General features: G+C 56.8%; 16 protein-coding genes. 4 read left to right on the top strand and 12 right to left on the bottom strand.

The annotated features are described in order from the left end of the window. Positions 1–10: 10 nt before the first annotated feature. Positions 11–1090 (bottom strand): 3-isopropylmalate dehydrogenase, encoded by a 1080-nt coding sequence (gene leuB / locus ACP26L_RS03830; protein ID WP_426451215.1) that lies wholly within the window; start codon positions 1088–1090, stop codon positions 11–13. Positions 1091–1674: 584 nt separating this feature from the next. Here leuB and ACP26L_RS03825 point away from each other — a divergent pair. Beyond that, positions 1675–2877 (top strand): PLP-dependent aminotransferase family protein, encoded by a 1203-nt coding sequence (locus tag ACP26L_RS03825; RefSeq protein ID WP_426451213.1) that lies wholly within the window; start codon positions 1675–1677, stop codon positions 2875–2877. 202 nt (positions 2878–3079) lie between these two features. On the opposite strand, the gene ACP26L_RS03820 is transcribed toward ACP26L_RS03825, so the two are convergent. The 3 genes from ACP26L_RS03820 to ACP26L_RS03810 form a co-directional block, all read right to left on the bottom strand. Further along, positions 3080–3235: a DUF1540 domain-containing protein gene (locus ACP26L_RS03820; RefSeq protein WP_426451211.1), complete on the bottom strand. Its 156-nt coding sequence runs from the start codon at positions 3233–3235 to the stop codon at positions 3080–3082. A gap of 155 nt (positions 3236–3390) precedes the next feature. Beyond that, a complete protein-coding gene (locus tag ACP26L_RS03815) occupies positions 3391–7071 on the bottom strand; it encodes an amino acid adenylation domain-containing protein (RefSeq protein ID WP_426451209.1) in 3681 nt (1226 codons plus the stop codon). A gap of 136 nt (positions 7072–7207) precedes the next feature. Then, the gene (locus ACP26L_RS03810) at positions 7208–8959 is read right to left on the bottom strand and encodes a methyl-accepting chemotaxis protein (protein ID WP_426451207.1); all 1752 of its coding nucleotides are present in this window, start codon (positions 8957–8959) and stop codon (positions 7208–7210) included. Positions 8960–9247: 288 nt separating this feature from the next. Between ACP26L_RS03810 and ACP26L_RS03805 the strand changes: the two genes are divergently transcribed. Next, on the top strand, positions 9248–9898 hold the full coding sequence (locus ACP26L_RS03805; protein WP_426451205.1) for a glycoside hydrolase domain-containing protein: 651 nt from the start codon (positions 9248–9250) through the stop codon (positions 9896–9898). A 114-nt stretch (positions 9899–10012) separates the two neighbouring features. On the opposite strand, the gene ACP26L_RS03800 is transcribed toward ACP26L_RS03805, so the two are convergent. The 4 genes from ACP26L_RS03800 to ilvB all read right to left on the bottom strand — a co-directional run bounded on the left by ACP26L_RS03800 (position 10013) and on the right by ilvB (position 15141). Beyond that, positions 10013–11560 carry a 2-isopropylmalate synthase gene (locus ACP26L_RS03800; RefSeq protein WP_426451203.1) on the bottom strand — a complete coding sequence of 516 codons (1548 nt, stop codon included), beginning with the start codon at positions 11558–11560 and terminating at the stop codon, positions 10013–10015. 176 nt (positions 11561–11736) lie between these two features. Then, complete coding sequence (gene ilvC / locus ACP26L_RS03795) at positions 11737–12729, bottom strand: ketol-acid reductoisomerase (protein WP_426451201.1); 993 nt, start codon at positions 12727–12729, stop codon at positions 11737–11739. A gap of 190 nt (positions 12730–12919) precedes the next feature. Further along, positions 12920–13402 (bottom strand): acetolactate synthase small subunit, encoded by a 483-nt coding sequence (ilvN, locus tag ACP26L_RS03790; protein ID WP_014368422.1) that lies wholly within the window; start codon positions 13400–13402, stop codon positions 12920–12922. Beyond that, the gene (gene ilvB, locus ACP26L_RS03785) at positions 13399–15141 is read right to left on the bottom strand and encodes a biosynthetic-type acetolactate synthase large subunit (RefSeq protein WP_426451198.1); all 1743 of its coding nucleotides are present in this window, start codon (positions 15139–15141) and stop codon (positions 13399–13401) included. The genes ilvN and ilvB overlap by 4 nt, the downstream gene beginning before the upstream one ends. Before the next feature lie 872 nt (positions 15142–16013). Between ilvB and ACP26L_RS03780 the strand changes: the two genes are divergently transcribed. Continuing rightward, a complete protein-coding gene (locus tag ACP26L_RS03780) occupies positions 16014–17186 on the top strand; it encodes a metallophosphoesterase family protein (protein WP_426451196.1) in 1173 nt (390 codons plus the stop codon). Positions 17187–17400: 214 nt separating this feature from the next. Beyond that, complete coding sequence (locus ACP26L_RS03775; protein ID WP_426451194.1) at positions 17401–18513, top strand: metallophosphoesterase family protein; 1113 nt, start codon at positions 17401–17403, stop codon at positions 18511–18513. A 245-nt stretch (positions 18514–18758) separates the two neighbouring features. On the opposite strand, the gene rplT is transcribed toward ACP26L_RS03775, so the two are convergent. From rplT to ACP26L_RS03755, 4 genes are all read right to left on the bottom strand, one after another. Then, on the bottom strand, positions 18759–19118 hold the full coding sequence (gene rplT, locus ACP26L_RS03770) for a 50S ribosomal protein L20 (protein ID WP_013914489.1): 360 nt from the start codon (positions 19116–19118) through the stop codon (positions 18759–18761). Positions 19119–19179: 61 nt separating this feature from the next. Then, positions 19180–19377 carry a 50S ribosomal protein L35 gene (gene rpmI, locus ACP26L_RS03765; protein ID WP_426451192.1) on the bottom strand — a complete coding sequence of 66 codons (198 nt, stop codon included), beginning with the start codon at positions 19375–19377 and terminating at the stop codon, positions 19180–19182. Positions 19378–19409: 32 nt separating this feature from the next. Continuing rightward, positions 19410–19910: a translation initiation factor IF-3 gene (gene infC, locus ACP26L_RS03760; protein ID WP_013914487.1), complete on the bottom strand. Its 501-nt coding sequence runs from the start codon at positions 19908–19910 to the stop codon at positions 19410–19412. Between the two features lie 239 nt (positions 19911–20149). Then, positions 20150–21385, bottom strand: coding sequence for a glycosyltransferase family 2 protein (locus ACP26L_RS03755; protein WP_426451190.1), 1236 nt, complete (start codon positions 21383–21385; stop codon positions 20150–20152). Positions 21386–21492: the final 107 nt, after the last annotated feature.

Below are 21492 nucleotides of genomic sequence, written 5' to 3'. Positions count from 1 at the left end.
TGCGTCACCCTTACTTACGGACTGCGTTAACGATCAGGTCACCCATGGCGGTTGTACCGAGTGCCGAAGCCTTGTCGACGGCGATATCGCCTGTCCGGTGACCGGCGTCGAGCACTTCCTTCACCGCACGCTCAATCGCGTCCGCCGCTTCATGATAGCCGAACGTCAGGCGGTACATGAGCGCAACGGACAGGATCGTCGCGATCGGGTTCGCGATGCCTTGGCCGGCAATGTCCGGCGCAGAGCCGTGCACCGGCTCGTAGAGGCCGAACGCGCCTTCGCCGAGGGAGGCGGAGGACAGCATGCCGATGGAGCCCGTCAGCATCGCCGCTTCGTCGCTGAGAATATCGCCGAACATGTTCTCGGTCACGATGACGTCGAAGGAGGAAGGACGGCGCAGCAGCTGCATCGCACAGTTGTCCACGAGCACATGCTCCACTTCCACATCCGGATAGTCGGAAGCCAGACGGTTCACCGTTTCTCTCCACAGACGGGAGGTCTCGAGCACGTTAGCCTTGTCCACGGATGCCAGACGCTTGCTCCGCGTGCGGGCAATCTCGAAGGCCTGGCGGACGATCCGCTCGATCTCCGCTACGTTGTACACGCAGGTATCTACGGCTTCCTGGCCGTTCTCGCCTTCACGGCGGAACTTCTCGCCGAAGTAGATGCCGCCCGTGAGCTCACGCACGACGATCAGGTCCGTGCCTTCAAGCACTTCCGGCTTCAGCGTGGAAGCTTCCTTGAGACAGTCGAACACGTTCGCCGGACGGATGTTGGAGAACAGGCCGAGCGCCTTGCGGATACCGAGCAGGCCGGTTTCCGGACGAAGCTCTTTGGAATTGTTATCCCACTTCGGGCCACCTACCGCGCCGAGCAGTACGGCATCGGACTTCTTGCACATCTCGAGCGTATCTTCAGGAAGCGGCGTGCCCTTCTCGTCGATCGCGATCCCGCCGAAGAGGCCGTGCTCGAATTCGAAGGAAAGACCGAACACTTCCTCGGTTTTCTTCATAACCTTGATTGCTTCCGCCACCACTTCAGGACCGATACCGTCCCCTGCGATTACGGCGATTTTCTTAACTTCTGCCATGCGATTCAACTCCTAATGGTTGTCATTATCTCAGTTGTAACACACCTCGGCCCGCCCTGACAAAGATATAAAATCTATCATCTTCATAGGTAACAACTATAGAGGCAGATCAGTTCCTCGCCATCCGACCTAGGCAGCAGCGCCAAATCCTGCAGGGCCGCTAGTTGTGGCCATAACGGAAGCGGCGGTGCAGCGGATGTCAGGCTCCAGCCCCCGGCTGAATCCCCCGTCCTCGTTGCGGTAGGCCCTAAGCTAAGCTCTCCCACCACGTCCGAAGCAGGTCCTACTTCATATTCATAAGAAACATGGCCCCCGCCCCGCATTGTTTCCTTTGGGCCCCCTGCCGAATAGGCTGCAATTGTATCATCTTTGGTCAAAAGCCCGCATCATCCGCCCCTCCCTTTCCCAGCTCAGATGACTGCCTTGAACGGACAAAACTCCCGTGCTTCGGCAAGTTGTCTTTCCCCCGGGAAAGCTTTAAAATGAAAATCATATTTGAGTTTTAGCGAGCAAATGATGTATGACCCTGGAATGACCCTTTCACCCTTACGTAAAGGAAAGTCACAATAAAGGAGCCTTACGCCATGGAATACCGTTTCTCCGATACCATTGAAAGCTTCAAATCCTCCGCCGTGCGCGAAATCCTCAAGCTGACGCAGGGCAAGTCGATCATCTCCCTGGCAGGCGGGCTGCCGAACGAGCAGTTCTTCCCCATCGATGCGGTCAAATCAGCCTTCGCGGAGGTATTCGACCAAGGCAAGGGCGTACTGCAGTACGGACTGACCGAAGGGTTCACCCCGCTGCGCCAAGGCTTGTCGAAGCACCTGGAACGCAAGGGCATTCATGTCTCCGTCGACAACATGCTGCTCACCACAGGCTCCCAGCAGGCCATTGACCTGCTTACACGCGTATACATCGATCCGGGCGACGTGATCCTCGTCGAGAAGCCCACTTACCTGGCCGCCATTCAGGTGTTCCAATCCCGCAAAGCCCGGATCATCTCCGTGGATTGTGATGCGGACGGCATGAACCTGCAGGATCTCGAGAGCAAGATCCTGGAGCACGCGCCGAAGATGGTCTATGTCATTCCGACCTTCGCCAATCCGACCGGCAAGGCTTGGAGTCTGGAACGGCGCCAAGGTACGCTCGACATCTGCTCCCGCCATGGGGTGCTGATCCTCGAGGATGACCCGTACGGCGAACTGCGCTTCGGCGGCGGGGATACGTTCCCGTCCATCTTCTCGCTGGCCGGTGAGGCGAACGGCTCGCCTGTCGTCTATACAAGCACGTTCTCCAAGATCGTCGCTCCCGCGCTGCGTACCGGCTGGGTCGTGGGCGACTCAACGGTCATTACCCACATGACCCGGGCCAAACAGGCGGCCGACCTGCATTCGAGCACCATGGACCAGCAGGCGCTGCATGTGCTGCTCGAGAACTTCGATCTCTATGCCCATATCGATCTGATCCGTACCGAGTACGAAGCGCGGATGCGCCAGATGGTCGGTCTTCTCCGTCAGAAGAATTGGGAAGGGATGCATTTCCTCGAGCCGCAGGGCGGCATGTTCGTCTGGGTGGAGATGCCGGAAGCTGTCGATACCCAGGCTTTCATGAAGTATGCCGTCGAGGAAGGGGTCGCTTTCGTACCGGGCATCGCCTTCTTTGCGGACCAGCCGCAGCACAATACGATGCGTCTTAACTTTACGCACACGGACAGCGAGCAGATGATTGAGGCCTTCGACCGCCTCGACCGCGCACTGCAAAAGATGCAGGCGGCACTTGCACGCTGATCCATTCTCCAGGTCCGGCGTCCTTTCCCAATAGACGCCGGACTTTTTGCGTCACCGATACTGATAATAAGAATCATTCTTGGTTATGCTAAGGAAGAAGAACGGTAAGGCACGGGCCCCATCCAAAAAAAGCGGCAGCCTGCAGGCTGCCGCTGTATACCATATCTTTTCCCGTCTGATCCAGGGCGTTCGACCTTTGAACCTACAACTTCGGTTCGAACGTTTTGCAATCCGTTTCTTCCGAGTCTCTCGCTTGTCTGCCGCGATGACTTACAACATAGATCGAGGATGCCGCGCATTTGTTGCCATTTGCCCAGTACTTACAGGAATTCACTTCACAGAGTACGTCTTGTGCCATGACGAAACACCTCCTTCCTATCTCTAGGATGGTCTTCCGCCCCAGCATTTCATACCTGCTCAGCCTCAGCTTAGGGTAGATATTATAATTCAAAAGGGCATGCCTGAGGCATGCCCTTTTGAACGGAATCATGCCGCCCCGCTTGCCTCAGCCCCTTAAGCCTGCTGCAGCCGGTCTGCGCCTTCCGGAAAATACCCGATCCCCGCAGCGTAAGCGAGCATCCGCCGGATAAACTCCTGATCTGCCGGAGGACAGGTAATGCCGTCCTCACGGAGATAGGCCGCCGTCTCGGCACAGCCGTACCGGACATCCGAGTCCTTCGCTCCGTCGCCCTCCAGCTGAGCCATGGCCAGCTGCAGCGCTTCGGCCGGCTTCGGAATCGCCGCATCGAACAGCCAGTCCATATACCGGCGGAACTCCATGGTTTCCACATCATAGCCGCAGTCCCGAATCATCCCGATGAGATCGGAATAAAGGATCTGCTGCGGGTTGCAGATATGAAACGTCCGGCCGACCGTATCGGTACGGGTCGCAAGACGAACGATCGCGCGGCTCGCATAATCGATCGGCGTGAAGTCTACGTACCAATTGGCCTGCGGTGCCCTGCCGAGCAGGAACATCGCCTTGAACATCCGGTAGAATGCATTGCTGTCGATGTTCTTCTGGAATTTGCCTGTTACGGAGTGGCAGGTCAGATTGCCCGCCCGGTAGATGTTGACCGCAAGCCCGCGCTCCGCTGCCTCGAAGACCAGCTTCTCCGCTTCCAGCTTGCTGTTCGTGTACAGATTCTCAAGACGCAGCTCCGGGGAGAATGCCTGCGCCTGCAGTACTTGATCCCACTGGCCGCTCAGGAACAGATCCTCCGGCACCCCGAGGGTAGATACGTGATGGAACCGTACACCGCTCTTCGACTCAGCCAGCTGGAGCAGTGACTTCGTTCCGAGAACGTTGGTCTTCTCGAACTGGGCGCTGTCCCCGAAGTGGCGCACATCAGCCGCGGCGTGAATAATCGCATCGACGTGCTCCTCCAGCATCCGCCGGTCCTCTGCCGACAAGCCGAGACCCGGCTGCTCCAGGTCGCCTTCGATGACGGCCACACGGCCCATCATCGCCTGCACCACGCTGCCGCCGAAGTACCAGCTCATGAGCTGCTCGAGCTTCTCGCGGGCGCTTCCGGCGGAAGGCCTGCGCACCAGGGCGTAGATCTTCGCGCTGCTGTTCTGCAGCAGATCATGCAGCAGGTGGGAGCCGAGATACCCGGTGCCGCCGGTAAGCAGAATGTGCGACGGCTCACCGCTTCCCTTCCAATCGGCGGGAACGGCAGCCGCGGCCGGATGCTCGCCAAGATCCGTGACTTCCCACACCTTTGACGTCTGCTCTTCAGCAGCAGAGACGCCGGACAGCACTTCCATCCGCGCCGCAAGCTCTTCCAGCGTCTTGTATTGGAACAGGTCGCCTATGGTGAGGTTCGGCACGTGCGGCTTCAAGAGCACGAGCACCTGGATAACCATGAGCGAGTCACCGCCGATCTCAAAGAACGAGTCATGCAGGCCGACATGCTCTTGATGCAGTGTCTCCTGCCAGGCGCCCGCTGCCAGCTTCTGCATCGGGGTCACCGGTGCCGCCGATACTTCCCAGGCTTCCCCCGCCTCCGCATGTTCGAAAGTCACCAGCTTTTTGCGGTCGATCTTGCCTGTCGGAGACAGCGGCATGGCCTCCAACTGGCATACCACCTTCGGCACATAGCTGCCCGGCAGCTTCTTCGCCAGGAAGCCTTTGACTTCCGCAGAAGTGATCGGAGCCCCATCCTTCGAGGTGAAATACCCGACAAGCATGTTCTGTCCGTCGCTGTCCTTCTTCGGCACCACAACAGCATCCTTCACATTCGGAATCTGCGCGAAGCTGTCCTCAATCTCCCCGATCTCAATCCGCTGACCGCGGATCTTGATCTGGCTGTCGCGCCGGGACACATATTCGATCGAGCCGTCCGCCAGCAGCTTGGCGATGTCGCCGGTGCGGTAGACCCGCTCTCCGCCGGCCACAGTGCTGCTGCGGAAGGCCTCCGCCGTCTTCTCCGGCTGGTTGAGATAGCCTTGGGCCAGGCCGACCGAAGCGATATACATTTCTCCGGGTACTCCCACAGGACAGAGCTGCTCTTCCTCATTCACCAGAAAGATCCGGTAATTCGGCAGCGGCCGGCCGATCGGCACGTTCGCCATGCTCTCGCTAATCCAGCCTTTCACGGTGTAAGAAGTGGCCACCACCGTAGTTTCTGTCGGCCCGTACAGGTTCACGACATCGATCCCCGTGCCGAATTTGTGCTGGAATGCGCGGACCTGTTCGCCATACAAGGCTTCACCGCCAACCATGATCGTCCGCACCCTGGACAGCTTCCGGAACCCTTCCTCGGACAGATGGGCAGCCAGCTGATTGAAGAATACCGTAGGGAGTATGGCGACCATGGTGGTACCGGTCCGCTCCACCGCCTCGGCAAAGGCCTCGGCCGAAATCCGCTCCTCCGGAGAGAGAAGATAGAGCTCCGCCCCCGAAAAGAGAGCGCCGATCGTATCCCATACGGAAGCGTCGAAGCTGTAAGTCGCGTACTGCGTGAGCACATCCTCTTCGGTAATCCCGTATTCGCGGAGGATGGCCGTTCCCAGATTGACTACGCCGCGGTGTGTGATCAGCGCTCCTTTGGGCTTGCCCGTGGATCCTGACGTATAAATAATATAGGCTAGATCGTCAGGCTGTGTGCCGGCAGCCGGATTGGTCCCGGCGAAGCGTCCCACCTCTTCCGTGTCCACTGCCACAACCCCCCGGATGCTGCCGTTCACAGCGGCAAGCGCCTCGGCTTTGGCCAGCAGTCCGGTCTTCGTCAGCATCAGGGGAGCCGCCGTATCCTCCAGAATATAGCGGCACCGCTCTTCCGGATGCTCCGGGTCCACAGGCACATAGGCGCCGCCCGCCTTCAGAATACCGAGCAGCGATACGACCGTCTCCAGGCTGCGCTCCATATAGATCGCTACGCAGTCCCCTTTCTGCAGCCCCTTGGCGAGCAGCAGATGGGCGACCTGATTCGCGCGGGTGTTCAGTTCCTCGTAAGTATAGCGGCCATCCCTCGAGGAGAGAGCCGGACGGCTGCCGAACCGGGCTGCAGCGCGCTCGACCATTCCCTGAATCGTCATCTCCTTCGGATAAGCGGCCGCTGTATCATTCAGCCGCCGGTAGAGCTCGGCATCTTCTGCCGTAAGTATGGGAACCGCGCCGAACGGAGCTTCAGGCGTATCCATAGCTGCCTCCAGCAGCGTCAAGTAATAGCCCGCATACCTCCGGATTGTCGTTTCCTTAAGGAGCGAGGCATCGAATTCGGCCAGAAGCAGGGTGCGGTCTTCCCGCCTAATGATCCCGAATCGAAGCGTATGCGAGGAGAACTCCCCCTCCGCTCCATTCCAATGAAATAAGGTATCGAAAGCAGCCGCTTCATCCTTCTTCGCTTGAGGAAGATGGCCCCGTACCGCCTGCTCCAGAGAAGTGAAATGTTGACCTGGGGTCAATTCCAGCGCAAGCTCTGCCGTCTCCCCCGTTCCGGGATCGACTCCGATTGTCAGATCCTTCTCACCGGACAGACGGTACAACCAGGCTGCAAAGGCAGTAAGCGACTTGTAGAATAGAATGGTCGGGCTTTCCGCGAAGAATCGCTCGTTCAGTCTGCCGGGAAGTTCCATATGCAAGCTTCCATAATTGAAGGTGCGGGTGCGCCGGGAATAATCGGTAGGAAAAGGCAGCAGAGCCCGTTCCGCTGCTTCGGGCAGCTTTGAATTGGGTGTGGGTATCATGATGCTTGTCTCCCTTGAGTAAGTTCTATGGGTAACCTTGAGATTAGATGGATACCGTAATATAGATGTCTCTTTTTTCGGTGGATAAAAACCCTCCCCCAAACGGAGGAGGGGCTCTTGTTGACCGATACGTTTATTAATTCTTCTTCACATGGAACTGCTCGAGCAGTTCTTTCAGCTCTTCGGACATGCCCGAGAGCGTGTTCGAAGCTTCCACGATCGACTCCATGTATTTCTTCTGGTCGTCAACCGACTGCGCGATTTGGCCCGCATTCGCTGCCGTTTTGCTGACCGAAGACGTCAGTTCACCGGCTGTAGCCGAAATTTGGTCGGTACCTGCCGAAATCTCCTGGGCAGCCGCCGAAACCTCCTGAATCTGAGAGGAAACACGTTTGGTTGCGTTGCGGATCTCGGTGAACAGCTGACCGGTCGCTTCCGCAACCTGCATCCCTTTCTCCACTACTTGAGTACCTTGATCCATGGCCACTGCCGCACTGCGGATTTCATTCTGGATTTCTTTGATGAGCACCGAAATCTGGTTGGCCGAAGTTTGCGACTGCTCGGCAAGCTTACGCACCTCACCGGCTACCACGGCAAACCCTTTGCCGTGCTCGCCTACACGGGCCGCTTCAATCGCGGCGTTCAGCGCGAGCAGGTTCGTCTGATTCGCAATACCGGTAATCATCTCGAGGATACTGCCAATCTCCTGCGAACGCTTCTCCAGTGAATTCACTGCATCGGATGTACTCTTGACCGTCTCGGTGATAAGCACCATCTGGTCCGCCATCGTCTGAACAACTTCGTCCCCTTGAATTGACTTCTTCTCTACCGCATAAGCCTCGTCAGACACATCCGCCGAATTCGTAGCGATCATCTGAATGACAGCCGCCATCTCTGTGATCGAACGGGACGTCTCCATACTGGACTGCTCCTGAACCTTGATGCTTCCGGCAATTTCCTTGATGTTGCCGCCAATGCTTTCCGCGCTTTTGCTGCTGCGGTCGGAGTTCGAGTAGAGCGCCTTTGCGGAGTCGGCTACCTGGAACGAAGTCTCCTGCACCTTCAGCATCGTGTCGTTCATCTTTTTGACCATAAGGTTGAACTTTTCGTTGATGACTCCAAGATCATCGGCGCCGGTTTTGATCTCTACGTCGAGATGACCTGCACTGACTTGGTCAATTCCATGGATCAGATCTTTGATCGGAGACAAGGTCTTGCGGGCGATGAGATACTGGGCGATCAGCGTAATGATCATGAAAACCGCCAGAATCAGAAGGCTGTTCACAATCAGGGAGTTCATGCCCTTCTCTACCATACTTGCATCCGTATCTACTCCGAAATAAGCAAAGATCTTGCCGCTGCTGTCTTTCATCGGGTACACGATCGTGACCCATGTGCCGTAATCGTCCTTATAAAAATCGGATAACTCCGGCTTGCCCGAATTCAGCATCTTTTTCACCGTGTTCGCAATCTCAGCCGGCTGCTCGTACATGGTGCCAACCAACAGGTTATCTTTCTTGAACACTTCCATGACATGGCTTGGCATAGCGATAACCGATGTTTTGTTGCCATCCTGCAGTTCGGTTCCGAAGATATACGCTTGGGCAATATTCGGATTGAACTTGCTTACCTGATCCAGCGTGGCGCGAATCTTAGCTTGAACCGGGCCTTCGTAGCTCTTCTCCTTTACTGCAGCTTCCACATCCGTAGGAACCAGCTGCTTATTCCAGCTTCCCGTAACTACTTCGATCTCGTTGTGAAGCTGGCTGACTAGGACGTTTCTTTGAATGAAATAGCTTGATGCGATGAGAATAACGGCGACCAATGCAATATTGATCGAAGTAAATAAGAAGTTCTTGGCAAAAAACGACATTCGCCTTCTTTGCATGTACTTCATCCTCCAAGGATTAATTTGACTTATTGAAGAACCGGGAGGCTCCGCCAGCCTCACTCAAGCCCTCTGTCATGCTTCCTGTATATATATCGTTCATAGGTCTCCCAAACGTTATAGCAGGACTATGTTTCTCGACAATAACCATCCGATTCCAGTTCTAATGCATGAGTCTATAGGCCTATATCTCTGTGACCTATGAATAGAATTTGGACGCTTGCCTAGAGACTGCCATGACAACAGCTGAATATGCTGTGATAGCCTGCCTAATGGAGGAGTGGACTAATGGCAACCTACGTATGGGGAGTGGATTCAGCTTCACCGGTAGATGAGAAGCTGCTGCGCTGTGTGACGGAGCAGTTCGGGAAGCCGCGGTTCTGGGGGAGATATCTGACGACCATCCAAGGCGTCGCTACCGGACTGAGCAAGCAAGAGATTTCGCTGCTGCACCGGCAGAACATTCGGATTCTTCCGATCTATAATGAGTTTCGCGAAGCCACGGGCTACGACAACGGCAAAAAAACCGCGCAGCTGGCGGCACAGCATGCCCGGCGGCTTGGAATTCCGCGAGGCACGTTCCTTTTTATGAATGTGGAACGGTTCTTTGCAGTAGATGCCTTATGGATTCTTGGCTGGGTGAATACGATCCGCACCACCGGCTACAAATCCGGCATCTACCACGACCCCATGCGGGGAGGCTTCTCGGCGGCCTTCTGCGAAGCGGTCCGCCGCGACTACCGGGTCACATCCGAGACAGCCCTCTGGAGTGCCGAGCCTCAGCGCCCGGCAACCGGCCCTGAGGCACCGCCGATCTATGCGCCGAAGAAACCGCAGTGCAGTGCGAATGTGTGGGCTTGGCAGTACAGCCGGGATGTGCAGGGCTGCCCCGTGGATACGAATCTGATGGATTCCCGGCTGTTCGGGCAGTTGTTCTGAGGGGCCGGGCGCTTGACCCCCAACAAAAAAAAGCCCTCCGGGTCCCTTCTCGGCCAAAGCCGTCAGGGAACCCGGAGGGCGCCGCAATGGGCATCCTCACAGGATGTTATAAAGTTAAATCAGGGTAACGTTGTCGCGGCCGCGTGCCGGTGACTTGCGCTTCTCGATCAAACGGTTCAGTGCATCGACATACGCGCGGGCACTGGCTTCCAGGATGTCCGTGCTGACGCCCCGGCCCTGGACGGAATAGTCCCCCTGGCTGAGCACGACATGGACTTCACCAAGCGCGTCCTTGCCCTGAGTAACCGACTGGATGGAGTAGTCGCCCAGCTCCACCTCTTCCCCAGTCGCCTTGTCGATCGCCTTATAGATCGCATCGACAGAGCCGTTGCCGACGGCCGCTTCATCCAGATAGCTGCCGTCCTGCAGCTTTAGCCGAACCGTCGCCGTAGGCGTCGACTGGTTGCCGTAGGACACTTGGATCGTCTCCAGCACATAAACCTCCGGCGTCTCGATCAGCTTCTCTTCGATCAAGGCGAGAATGTCCTCGTCCGTGACATTCTTCTTCTTGTCGGCCAGTGCCTTGAACTTGCCGAACGCCGTGTTGAGCTGCTCGTCACCGAGATCATACCCGAGATCGACGAGCTTCTCGCGAAATGCGTGACGGCCGGATAGCTTGCCAAGCGTCAGCTTGCTTTCCTTGAGGCCGATGGTCTCCGGCGACATGATCTCGTACGTCGTCTTCTCCTTCAGCATGCCGTCCTGGTGAATGCCCGACTCGTGAGCGAAGGCGTTGGCGCCGACGATCGCCTTGTTGCCGGGCACCGGCATGCCGGTCAGCTTGCTGACCAGACGGCTCGTGCGGGCGATCTCCGAGAGGGTCAGGCCGGTCTTCGCCTGGAAGAAGTCCTGCCGCGTCTCGAGCGCCAGGGCCACTTCCTCGATCGCCGTATTGCCGGCGCGCTCGCCGATCCCGTTGATCGTGCCCTCGATCTGATCGGCCCCGTTAAGAATAGCCGCCAAGGCATTGGCTGTAGCCATCCCCAGGTCATCGTGACAGTGGGCGCTGAGCTGGATTTTTTCAATGCCGTTCACGTTTTCCTTGAGGGTCTTGAAGATGTTGCCGTATTCGTAAGGCGTCAGGTAACCGACCGTATCCGGAATATTGACGACCGTAGCTCCGGCGCGGATGGCCATCTCCGTGACTTCGCACAGGAAGTCCAGCTCCGTCCGGCCCGCATCCTCCGGCGAGAACTCCACTTTGCTGAAGTACTGCTTCGCATAACGGATCGCCGCTTCCGCCGCTTCCAGCACCTGGTGCTTCTCCATCCGCAGCTTGTGCTTGCGGTGAATCGGTGAAGAGGCCAGGAACAGGTGGATGCATGGATCCTGCGCATCCTTGAGCGCCTCCCGTACGGCATCGATATCCTGGGTACGGGAGCGGGAGAGTCCGACGATCGTCGCATTCTTGACCGCCCGCGCTACAGCGTTCACGCCGGCCAGGTCGCCTGGGGAAGCTGCCGGGAAGCCGGCTTCGATCCGGTCCACGCCGAGCTTCTCTAGCTGCAGCGCGATCTCCACCTTCTCCTGCATGTTCAGGTTCACGCCGGGAGACTGCTCTCCGTCACGCAGCGTCGTGTCAAAAATATAAATTTTCCTCATAAGGTTTCACCTGCGCTTTATATTGGTTTGATTCCTGCTGTATGGACTCGCCTTCCACTAAGCAGAAAAAGGTACGGCCCCGGCGAGGGAAGCGCCCCGGCTGCCCGTTCGCTTCCTGCCCGCTCCAAAGCCGACCTTCTTCTGGATCCCCTAAAGGGGAATCTGCTATCGTCTGATTACTTCTTGATCCAGTGCATCAGCTCACGCAGCTGGGAACCTACTTGCTCGATGCCGTGCTCGGACTCCAGGCGGCGGGTTGCCGTCATGAAGGCGAAGCCGGATTGGTTCTCGAGGATGAAGTCGCGGGCGAACTTGCCCTGCTGGATGTCGGACAGAACGCGCTTCATTTCGGCTTTGGTTTCGCTTGTGATGATGCGAGGACCGGTTACATAGTCACCGTACTCGGCTGTGTTGGAGATCGAGCTTCTCATCGAAGCCAGACCGCCTTCATACATCAGGTCGACGATCAGCTTGAGCTCATGCAGACACTCGAAGTAAGCCATCTCCGGAGCGTAGCCCGCTTCCACGAGCGTTTCGAAGCCGGCTTTGACGAGCTCGGATGCGCCGCCGCACAGTACGGCCTGCTCACCGAACAGGTCGGTTTCGGTTTCTTCACGGAAGGAGGTTTCGATAACGCCTGCACGGGTGCAGCCGATCCCTTTGGCATACGCCAGACCGATAGCTTGAGCTTGGCCTGTTGCGTTCTGCTGGATGGCGATCAGACCAGGAACGCCGAAGCCTTCCACGTATACGCGGCGAACCATGTGGCCCGGGGACTTCGGAGCGACGAGGAGTACATCCTTGTCCGGGGACGGCTTGATTTGGCCGAAGTGAACGTTGAAACCGTGGGAGAACATGATCGTTGCGCCCTGCTTCAGGTTCGGCTCGATCTCGTTGCGGTATACGCTCGCTTGCGTTTCATCCGGCATCAGGATTTGAACCACGTCGGCAATCTTCGTAGCTTCCGCAACGGAGTATACGTCGAAACCGTCGTTTTTCGCCTGGTCGAAAGAACGTCCCTGGCGAAGGCCGATGACTACTTTCAGGCCGCTGTCACGAAGGTTTTGCGCTTGAGCGTGGCCTTGGCTTCCGTAACCGATGATTGCAATGGTTTTGCCCTTCAGAACGTTCAGGTCTGCGTCTTTTTCATAGTACATAGTAACTGCCATGGGATAATTGCTCCTCCTTTTAGTTAAACCCTGTGAGCGGGTGCCCAAAGGGACTGCCCTGGCCTCTTGCTTCAGAGCCGCCTGCGGGCCATCCGCTTGGGCCCCCGCTCACACGGGATCGATCATAGATTGGGGTGCTGCTGGGTGCTTCGCTATCATTTCATCCAGCCCGGCGTTTGCCGGGACCGATTTATTTGCCCCGGATCATCGCGGTAACGCCGGTGCGGGACAATTCTTTGATGCCATAAGGCTTGAGCAGCTCGGTCATCGCGTCGATCTTCTCGGAGTCGCCGACCACCTGCACGATCAGCGAGCTTGGGCCGATGTCGACCACCGCGGCGCGGAACGTCTCGACCACGCCGAGGATCTCCGGACGGGCGCTCGGCTCGGCGTTCACCTTGATCAGAGCGAGCTCGCGGCCGACCATCGGGTTGGCGCTGAGGTCGACGACCTTGATGACATCGATGAGCTTGTAGAGCTGCTTCGATACCTGCTCGAGCGTCTTATCGTCCCCTGTGGTGACGATGACCATCCGGGAGAGCCCTTTCTCCTCGGACTCCCCGACCGTGATGCTCTCGATATTGAAGCCCCGGCGGCCGAACAAGCCGGACACACGCTGCAGCACACCGGGCTGGTTGTTCACTAGTACGGATATGGTGTGTTTGTAACTCATTCCGAATCCCCCATTATCATTTGGTCTATCGTCGAGCCCTGTGTAACCATCGGGAACACATTCTCGTGCTTGCGGACGACGAATTCGACGAGTACCGGACCTGGGGTATCCAGCGCTTCCTTCCATGCGGTGCGTGCTTCCTCTTTGTTCGTTGCGCGCAGACCCTTCACGCCGTAGGCCTCAGCCAGCTTGACGAAGTCCGGGGAGCCCGCGAGGTCGATGTGGCTGTAGCGGTTGTCGTAGATGATCTCCTGCCACTGGCGGACCATACCGAGCACCTGGTTGTTGATAACGACGATCTTCACCGGAATCTTGTTGATGGCGCAGATCGCGAGCTCCTGGGAGCACATCTGCATGCCGCCGTCACCGTTGATCGAGATGACGAGACGGTCCGGGTTGGCCACCTGCGCGCCGATCGCCGAAGGGAAGCCGAAGCCCATCGTGCCGAGGCCGCCGGAGGTGATCCAGGAGCGCGGCTTGTTGAACTTGTAGTATTGTGCCGACCACATCTGATGCTGGCCTACGTCCGTCGTGACGATCGCCTCGCCATTCGTCGTCTCATGCAGCATCTCGATAACGTACTGCGGCTTCAGCTCCGTATCAGAGTCCTTGTAGCGCAGAGGGTACTTGGCTTTGTTCTCCTTCACCCAATCGACCCACGCGGAGGTGTCGCCGGCCTTTACTTTCTGATTGGCCAGCTCAAGAACCGCCTTGACGTCCCCGACTACAGGGATCGCCGTCTCGACGATCTTGCCGATCTCCGCCGGATCCACGTCGATGTGCACGATCTTCTTGGCTTTCGGGGCAAAACCGTTCACCTTCATCGTCACCCGGTCGTCGAACCGGGCCCCGATACCGATGAGCAGGTCGCAGTTCTGCAGCGCATGGTTCGCTGTATGCGTCCCGTGCATCCCCGGCATGCCGAGCCACAGCTCATGCGCACTCGGGAAGCCGCCGAGTCCGAGCAGCGTCGTCGTGACCGGAATCCGCGTGGCTTCCACGAACTTGATCAGCTCTTCCGCCGCGCCGGAGTAGACGACACCGCCGCCGGCCAGGATGACTGGGCGCTCCGCTTCCGCGATGGCCTCGAGCATCCGGTCCACCTGAAGGCGGTTCGGCTGCACCGTCGGGTTGTAGCCGCGGATCTCGACCTTCTCCGGATAGTAGAACGGGGAAGTGTCGTTAGATACGTCCTTCGGAATATCGATAAGCACCGGCCCTTTGCGTCCTGTCGAGGCGATATGGAACGCCTCCTTGATGATGCGCGGCAGGTCCCTTACATCGCGGACCAGGTAGCTGTGCTTCGTGATCGGCATCGTGATGCCCGTAATGTCCGCTTCCTGGAAAGCGTCCGTTCCGATCACGCTTGTCGCCACGTTGCCCGTAATAACGACAAGCGGAACCGAATCCATGTACGCTGTCGCAATCCCCGTGACCAGGTTCGTCGCACCCGGTCCGGAGGTGGCGATACAGACACCTACCTTCCCGGTGGAACGGGCATAGCCGTCCGCCGCGTGAATCGCACCCTGCTCATGTCTTGTCAGCAGGTGGTTGAAATCCGGATTGCCGTGCATCGCATCGTAAATATATAATACCGCACCGCCCGGATAGCCGAAGACGCAGTCCACGTCCTCCAGCAGCAGGCTCCTCAGGAGCGCTTCGGATCCGGTAATGACATCTGGTTTCAGCAGCTCTTCGCGCAGCTGCTCCTTTGACTTCTGTGTTGTTTGAACGATCATCTTATGGCCTCCTCTCGATAATCCGACAGTCCGACAAATAGGCATCAAAAAACCCCTTTCGTCCCAAATGCAGCCTGTGCATTTGAAGGGACGAAAGGGGTTGATCTTCCGTGGTACCACCCAAAGTTTGTTAAATGCCTTTCGGCAAATAACCTTAGCAGGTCTCAAAGACCGTTCATGGCAGGGCGTCAGCTATCGGCTAGCACGATAGAAGCAGCAGCGCAAAGAACGCTTCAAGGAACCTTCGGCACGGTAACGTGTGCCCTTCCGATTCTCCCTAATAACTACATCGCTTTCCAGCGGTAAAGCCCGCCTTTAAAAAAACGAGTACTTTTCAGGAAAACAGCTCCGAGGTGAGCTCGTAGATTAGGGGTTATGGCATTGGTTTCAGCATCTCCAATTGCTCTCTGAGCATAAGAGCCCTTATCACTTCGTCCTCTTCATAGCCGTTAGTACTGTTGTACTTTTTGCTAATTATATGCCCTATCCCCCGTTTAGTCAAGGGTCAATCTGGCTCTTCCTAAGATCACCTGGCTTCATTCTGCAGTCTGCAGGGCATCCCTGGCGGCAATTTGCAGGCCGAAGCCTTCGGATAGCGACACATCGCATCCGGTTGGAAAGCACTGCCTGACCTTATGGCACCTTTCTTCCCCATGAACACTCGCCGCGGTTCAGAAGAACATTCAGCCAGTCCTGTCCGGCAGATGGGCTGTCGCACCCTGTCGGCTTGCGTTAAGCGCATATGGACACCCGCCGTTCCTTCACAAAACCTTCTCCCCGCCTTAACCTTCTTATGACAATGAACCGTTAAGGTAGAGCTGGAACCCTAAGTTCACAGAAGGACTAGAAGAATCCAAGGAGTGAGACCCATCGTGCGCAAAATGTTCCTGTCCGCCGCAATGACCGCCGTCCTGCTGGGCGGTGTCCTCGCCTCAGCCTCCGCTGCTCCGCTGGCTTCCCAGCCGAACTCCGGCCCTGCCGGCGGCAGCAAAGCTCTCGAGAACCCCGGCGCCGCAGAACCCTCCCGTGATGCTTCCCGCCTGCCTAAGAACAACCCCTCCGGCGGCAAAGAGCCGGCGGCAGCGCCCTCCGGCAAGAAGAACGGAACCTCACCTGACGGTACCGGTGCGTCGGGCGAGAGGCCGAAGCTCACGTTCCCGGTTATCAGCGATATTCATATCCAATCCTGGCACGCCGAGTCGCACCAGAAATTCACCCAGGCGCTGCGGGATCTGCATGCGGTGAACCCGTCGTCCGATGCGCTCGTCATTAACGGCGATCTGACGAACGGCATGCCGGCTGATTACACCAAGCTTCAGGATCTGATGGGCCAACTGCCCCATCCGCGGAGCGTCTTCTATACGATTGGCAATCACGAGTTCTATAAAGCGTGGTTCAATACAGACGGCTACTGGAATCCGGCCGCGTTCCCGAACGGCGAAACGGAGGCGGCTTCTATCGCCCGCTTCCTGGATTTGACCGAGCGGAAGAACAAAGTGTATTATGACCAAATGGTCAAAGGTTATCACTTTATTTTCCTCGGCTCCGAACAATACCGCCAATCCGACCCGGCCAACCTCGAAGACGCCTACCTCTCCAGCGCACAGCTCGACTGGCTCAAGAAGACGCTGCGCAAGGGGGCCTCGTCCGATAAGCCGATCTTCGTCTTCCTGCATCAGCCGCTGCCTTACACCGTCGCCGGCACGCACTTCTGCTGCGTGAATAATCGGGCCGTTGTGCAGCACGAAGAACTTAAGGCGATCCTCTCCGACTATCCGCAGGTCGTCTTTTTCTCCGGCCACAGCCACTGGGAGCTGAAGCTCCCCGGCACACTCGTGCAGGAGGGCTTCACGATGGTGAACTCTTCCTCGGTCGTACAGCCTTGGACCGACAACGGCAGCGGAGGCGAGATGCTGACCGCCCCGGAGGAGAGCGAAGGCCTGTACGTCGAAGTGTACAAGGACCGCGTGACCATCAAGGGACGCGACTTCTACCGCCACCGTTGGATTCCCGAAGCGAACTTCTCGATTCCTGTGAGGAAGTAGTGCAGGCACAGGTGGATTGTCATGGCAGAGCCGAAGGAGCCGGAGCCCTTCGGCTCTCTCTATGTCCTGTTCCGGCTGCCGTCCGATGACCATAGAGTGACCTATTGATCGGCCGCTTTTTGAAGCCCGGCCTCTCTGAAGGATGATTCTTACCCCGAGATTAAAGGTTATTGGATAGAAGCATCCTAACATCAACAGAAGGAGTGATTTCCCATTGCGACGTTTCTTTAAAAACACCTTGTTCTCCCTATCCCTGCTGCCCGCCCTCATCGCCTCCTCTGCAGCCGCTCCTCTTTTGCATACACCGGGCTTGCTTGCTCAGGCCGGCAGCGGGGCCGGGAATCCGAAGCCGGACTCCCGCTTTGTTCAGACCCTCTCGGCTTCCGCCGATAAACCGGGTGTGCCTGCGCCTCCCATCCCTCAAGCGGAGCCGTCCTTTACGTTCGCCGTACTCAGCGACGTCCATGTCCAAGCGTGGAACAAGATCTCCCACCGAAAGCTGAGCCAGGCGCTGAACGATATCGAAGCGATCAATCCGGACACGGCCGCCCTGGTCCTGAACGGCGACCTGACCGAAGGCATGACGGAAGATTACGTGAAGCTCCAGGACCTGCTGCAGGACAACCCGCACCCGGATACCATCTTCACCTCGATCGGCAATCACGAGTTCTTCAAGGCTTGGTATGACGGTAAACGGGAGTGGAACGGAAACACGTTTCCGAACGGCGAGACCGAGCAGGCTTCGATCTCTCGCTTCCTGACGTTTGCGGGCCGGGAGCAGCTATACACAAGTCAGGTCTTTAACGGCTATCAATTCATCTTCCTGGGCTCGGAGCGGTACCGCCAGTCCGACCCAAACAACGGGGAAGACGCCTACTTGTCTGATACGCAGCTCAACTGGCTGAAGAGCACCCTGAAGGTCTCGGAGCCCGGCAAACCGATCTTCGTCTTCCTGCATCAGCCCCTGCCTTACACCGTATCGGGGACCCATTTCTGCTGCACGAACAGCCGCGCCGTCATCCAGCATGAAGAGCTGAAGAAGATCCTCTCGAAGTATCCGCAGGTTATTCTGTTCTCCGGCCATACCCACTGGGAGCTCAAGCATCCGCAGACCCTCGTGCAGGACAAGTTCACGATGGTGAATTCGTCCGCCGTCATTGAGACCTGGAGAGAAAAACCGGGCGGCGGCGACCAGATGAACGGCCCCGAAGAAAGCGAAGGGCTCTATGTGGAGGTGTATCCCGACCGCGTTCAGATCAAAGGCCGGGACTTCTACCGCCACAGCTGGGTGCCTGAGGCCCAGTTTACCGTCACCCCGGAATCTTAGCGGCTTACATAAGTGCATTTGCCCCCCCTTCCCGCATTGGCTGAACGGAACCTTAGAGTCCGGTTCGGCCAGTGCCGGCAGGGGCTTTTTGCCGTTTCTTCCGGCTCAGCCATGCGCTCATCCCCGGCGCCCTTTCGCCGGCCGTACATATGGCTCTCCTTCCCCTTCCCTGCATGAACGCAAAAAATCCCCCGCAGCAGGCACTCTCAGGAGCACCTCTGCGGGGGATTTTGCTGACGCAAGATTTAGGCGTTCAGCTTTTGCTTCGCCGTATCAGCGAGGGAGTTGAACGCTGTGATGTCGTTAACTGCGAGGTCAGCGAGCATCTTGCGGTTTACTTGTACTTCAGCCAGCTTCAGGCCGTGCATCAGCTTGCTGTAGGACAGGCCATTCTGACGGGCAGCGGCATTGATCCGCACGATCCACAGTCTGCGGAAGTCACGCTTGTTCTGACGGCGGTCACGGTATGCGTAGACCAGGGATTTCATAACCTGTTCTTTAGCTGTTTTAAATAATCTATGTTTGGAACCGAAGTAACCTTTTGCAAGTTTCAGGATCTTCTTGCGACGACGCGTGCGGATGAAACCGCCTTTCACTCTTGCCATGAAATTCTACCTCCAAAGTGGTCTAAGTATCTAAAACGTGCAAACGTAAAGCGGATATGAATTAGATATTGCCGAGCTGCTGCTTCAGGCGTCTTACATCGCCGGGAGCCATAACCGGGTTTGTACCCAGTACACGCTTTTGACGGGCGGACTTGCCGGACAGCAGGTGGTTTTTGTACGCTTTATAGCGTTTTACTTTACCGGTACCGGTAATTTTGAAACGGTCTTTCAAGCTGCTGTGAGTCTTCATCTTAGGCATGGGGTGTTCCTCCTTAAAGAATAAGTAAAATGCTACTGCTGCTGCTTCGGAGCCAGAATCATGATCATGCTGCGTCCTTCGAGCTTCGGTCTGCGCTCTACTACGCAGAGTTCTTCCACAGTGGCAGCCATACGCTCAAGAACCTTCTGTCCGATGGATGCATGGGCAATCTCGCGGCCGCGGAAGCGGACCGACAGCTTGACCTTGTCACCATCGCTCAGGAATTTCTCGACGTTGCGCAGCTTCGTCTGGAAGTCGTGCTCATCGATCGTTGCACTTAGACGGATTTCCTTCAGGTCGACGATCTTCTGGTTCTTACGGGCTTCCTTCTCTTTCTTCTGCGTTTCATAGCGGAACTTCCCGTAGTCCATCACCCGGCATACCGGTGGTTTAGCCGTAGGAGCCACGTTCACCAGGTCCAGATTCAAGTCCTGCGCCATCTGCAGCGCTTCGCGAATCGGCATGATGCCCAGCTGCTCTCCGTCCGCACCAATCATACGAACTTCTCTCGCCCGAATTTCTTCGTTAATCATGTGCTCTGTACTGATAACCTGCCACCTCCAAAAGGGATTATAAAAAAAGACGCGGGCGCTTGGTACGCCCACGTCGGTTTGGTTTCAAGTGATCGCTGCCCGGCATAAAAAGATCGGACAGACTGTTCAAGGTCACTCTAACATAACCAGCCAACCGGGGTCGGACAGGTGAGAAGCGGGCGCTTCTTCTTTCGCACCAAAGTAATATATCACAATGGCCTAATAGATGTCAACCTAAATTATGAAGCCTGCTTGCTCTGCATGTCTTCCAGACGGATGACACGGGTATGCTCGGTATGGCTCCACTGCTTGTTGTTCTGGGTGAAGAAAGCGTAGAACGTAATCGGCCACCAGGACAGCAGATATACCGGGAACGCGAACAGGTACTTGTAAGTTTTGAGCGGCGCCTTCTCAAGAACCAGCGCGACCACGAACTGAGCATACGTAAGAACGGAGAATATACCGAACGCATAAGGCGCCATCTCGTACAAAGACGGAAACTTCTCCACATTCGGAAGCACCGCATTGATCCAGAGAATGACCGTAACGATCGAACCAATGAACAGGTTGTAAACGTTCAGCGCATAGACGGCCGTATCGATCTTCGCCCAGCTGCCTTCCTTGATCCCTCTCCAGAACAGCGGGAAGAAGTAGCGTCTGGCGACATCGAAGTGACCCTGCATCCAGCGAAGGCGCTGGCGCGCGGAAGCCTTGAAGGTCAGCGGCTTCTCGTCGTACACCTTCGCATCGTAATTGAAGGTCGGATTAATGCCCCGCATTACGCAGCGCATGGTGAACTCCAAGTCCTCAACCAGGCTTGTGGCCCCCCAGCCGATTTCCTTCAGGAGGTTGGTCTCGAAGCACATGCCCGTCCCGCCGAGATAGTTGGCGAGGCCGAGGTTCGTACGAGGCAGCTGCCACAGGCGGTTGCAGTACCAATACGTGATCGCGTAAGCGGCCGTAATCCAGGAATCGTGCGGATTCTTCGTATCGAGATAAGCCTGGATAACCTGCGAACCGTTGCACAGGTCATTGTTCATGTGTCTCAGATAGTCCGGATTGACCAGGTTGTCGGCATCGAACATAACCACGGCGTCATACTGCCGGGGCATTTTCCAAAGCTCCTTCAGCATCCACTCGATGGCAAAGCCTTTGCCCCGCAGCTGCGGATTGTGGCGTTCGCAGGCATGCACGCCGGCATCTCTTGCGATCTGCGCCGTCTGGTCCGAGCAATTGTCGCAGATGACGAATATATCATAAAGCTCTTTTGGATAGTCGAGATTCTTGAGATTCTCAATCAGCGCTCCGACCACCTGCTCTTCGTTATGAGCGGCGACCAATACGGCAAACGACTTTTGCGGAGCGTGTTCGGCCCGGTTTCTGCGGCGATACCAGCCGAAAAACGTCAGAACCAGCTGGTAGGCCCCGATGCAAGCCAGCACAATCTGCAGGCCTAACAGTAAACTGTCTAACATGCAACATCCCCCTTTTTTTGTATGTACCCCTTATGTCTTTTTTTGATAGCGCCTTTACATCCATTTCGATAGGGATTCCCCCATTGCGAGGGTCGCCGAATATGATT

Source organism: Paenibacillus sp. S-38 (assembly GCF_049942825.1).
GTDB lineage: Bacteria > Bacillota > Bacilli > Paenibacillales > NBRC-103111 > Paenibacillus_G.
The sequence above is the reverse complement of the archived record's forward strand: the minus strand, read 5'-3'. Positions and strand labels throughout refer to the sequence as shown.

Coding starts and splice junctions, on each gene's coding strand:
- leuB (WP_426451215.1), bottom strand. CDS start 1,090: ATGGCAGAAGTTAAGAAAATCGCCGTAATCGCAGGGGACGGTATCGGT.
- ACP26L_RS03825 (WP_426451213.1), top strand. CDS start 1,675: ATGGAATACCGTTTCTCCGATACCATTGAAAGCTTCAAATCCTCCGCC.
- ACP26L_RS03820 (WP_426451211.1), bottom strand. CDS start 3,235: ATGGCACAAGACGTACTCTGTGAAGTGAATTCCTGTAAGTACTGGGCA.
- ACP26L_RS03815 (WP_426451209.1), bottom strand. CDS start 7,071: ATGATACCCACACCCAATTCAAAGCTGCCCGAAGCAGCGGAACGGGCT.
- ACP26L_RS03810 (WP_426451207.1), bottom strand. CDS start 8,959: ATGCAAAGAAGGCGAATGTCGTTTTTTGCCAAGAACTTCTTATTTACT.
- ACP26L_RS03805 (WP_426451205.1), top strand. CDS start 9,248: ATGGCAACCTACGTATGGGGAGTGGATTCAGCTTCACCGGTAGATGAG.
- ACP26L_RS03800 (WP_426451203.1), bottom strand. CDS start 11,560: ATGAGGAAAATTTATATTTTTGACACGACGCTGCGTGACGGAGAGCAG.
- ilvC (WP_426451201.1), bottom strand. CDS start 12,729: ATGGCAGTTACTATGTACTATGAAAAAGACGCAGACCTGAACGTTCTG.
- ilvN (WP_014368422.1), bottom strand. CDS start 13,402: ATGAGTTACAAACACACCATATCCGTACTAGTGAACAACCAGCCCGGT.
- ilvB (WP_426451198.1), bottom strand. CDS start 15,141: ATGATCGTTCAAACAACACAGAAGTCAAAGGAGCAGCTGCGCGAAGAG.
- rplT (WP_013914489.1), bottom strand. CDS start 19,118: ATGGCAAGAGTGAAAGGCGGTTTCATCCGCACGCGTCGTCGCAAGAAG.
- rpmI (WP_426451192.1), bottom strand. CDS start 19,377: ATGCCTAAGATGAAGACTCACAGCAGCTTGAAAGACCGTTTCAAAATT.
- infC (WP_013914487.1), bottom strand. CDS start 19,910: ATGATTAACGAAGAAATTCGGGCGAGAGAAGTTCGTATGATTGGTGCG.
- ACP26L_RS03755 (WP_426451190.1), bottom strand. CDS start 21,385: ATGTTAGACAGTTTACTGTTAGGCCTGCAGATTGTGCTGGCTTGCATC.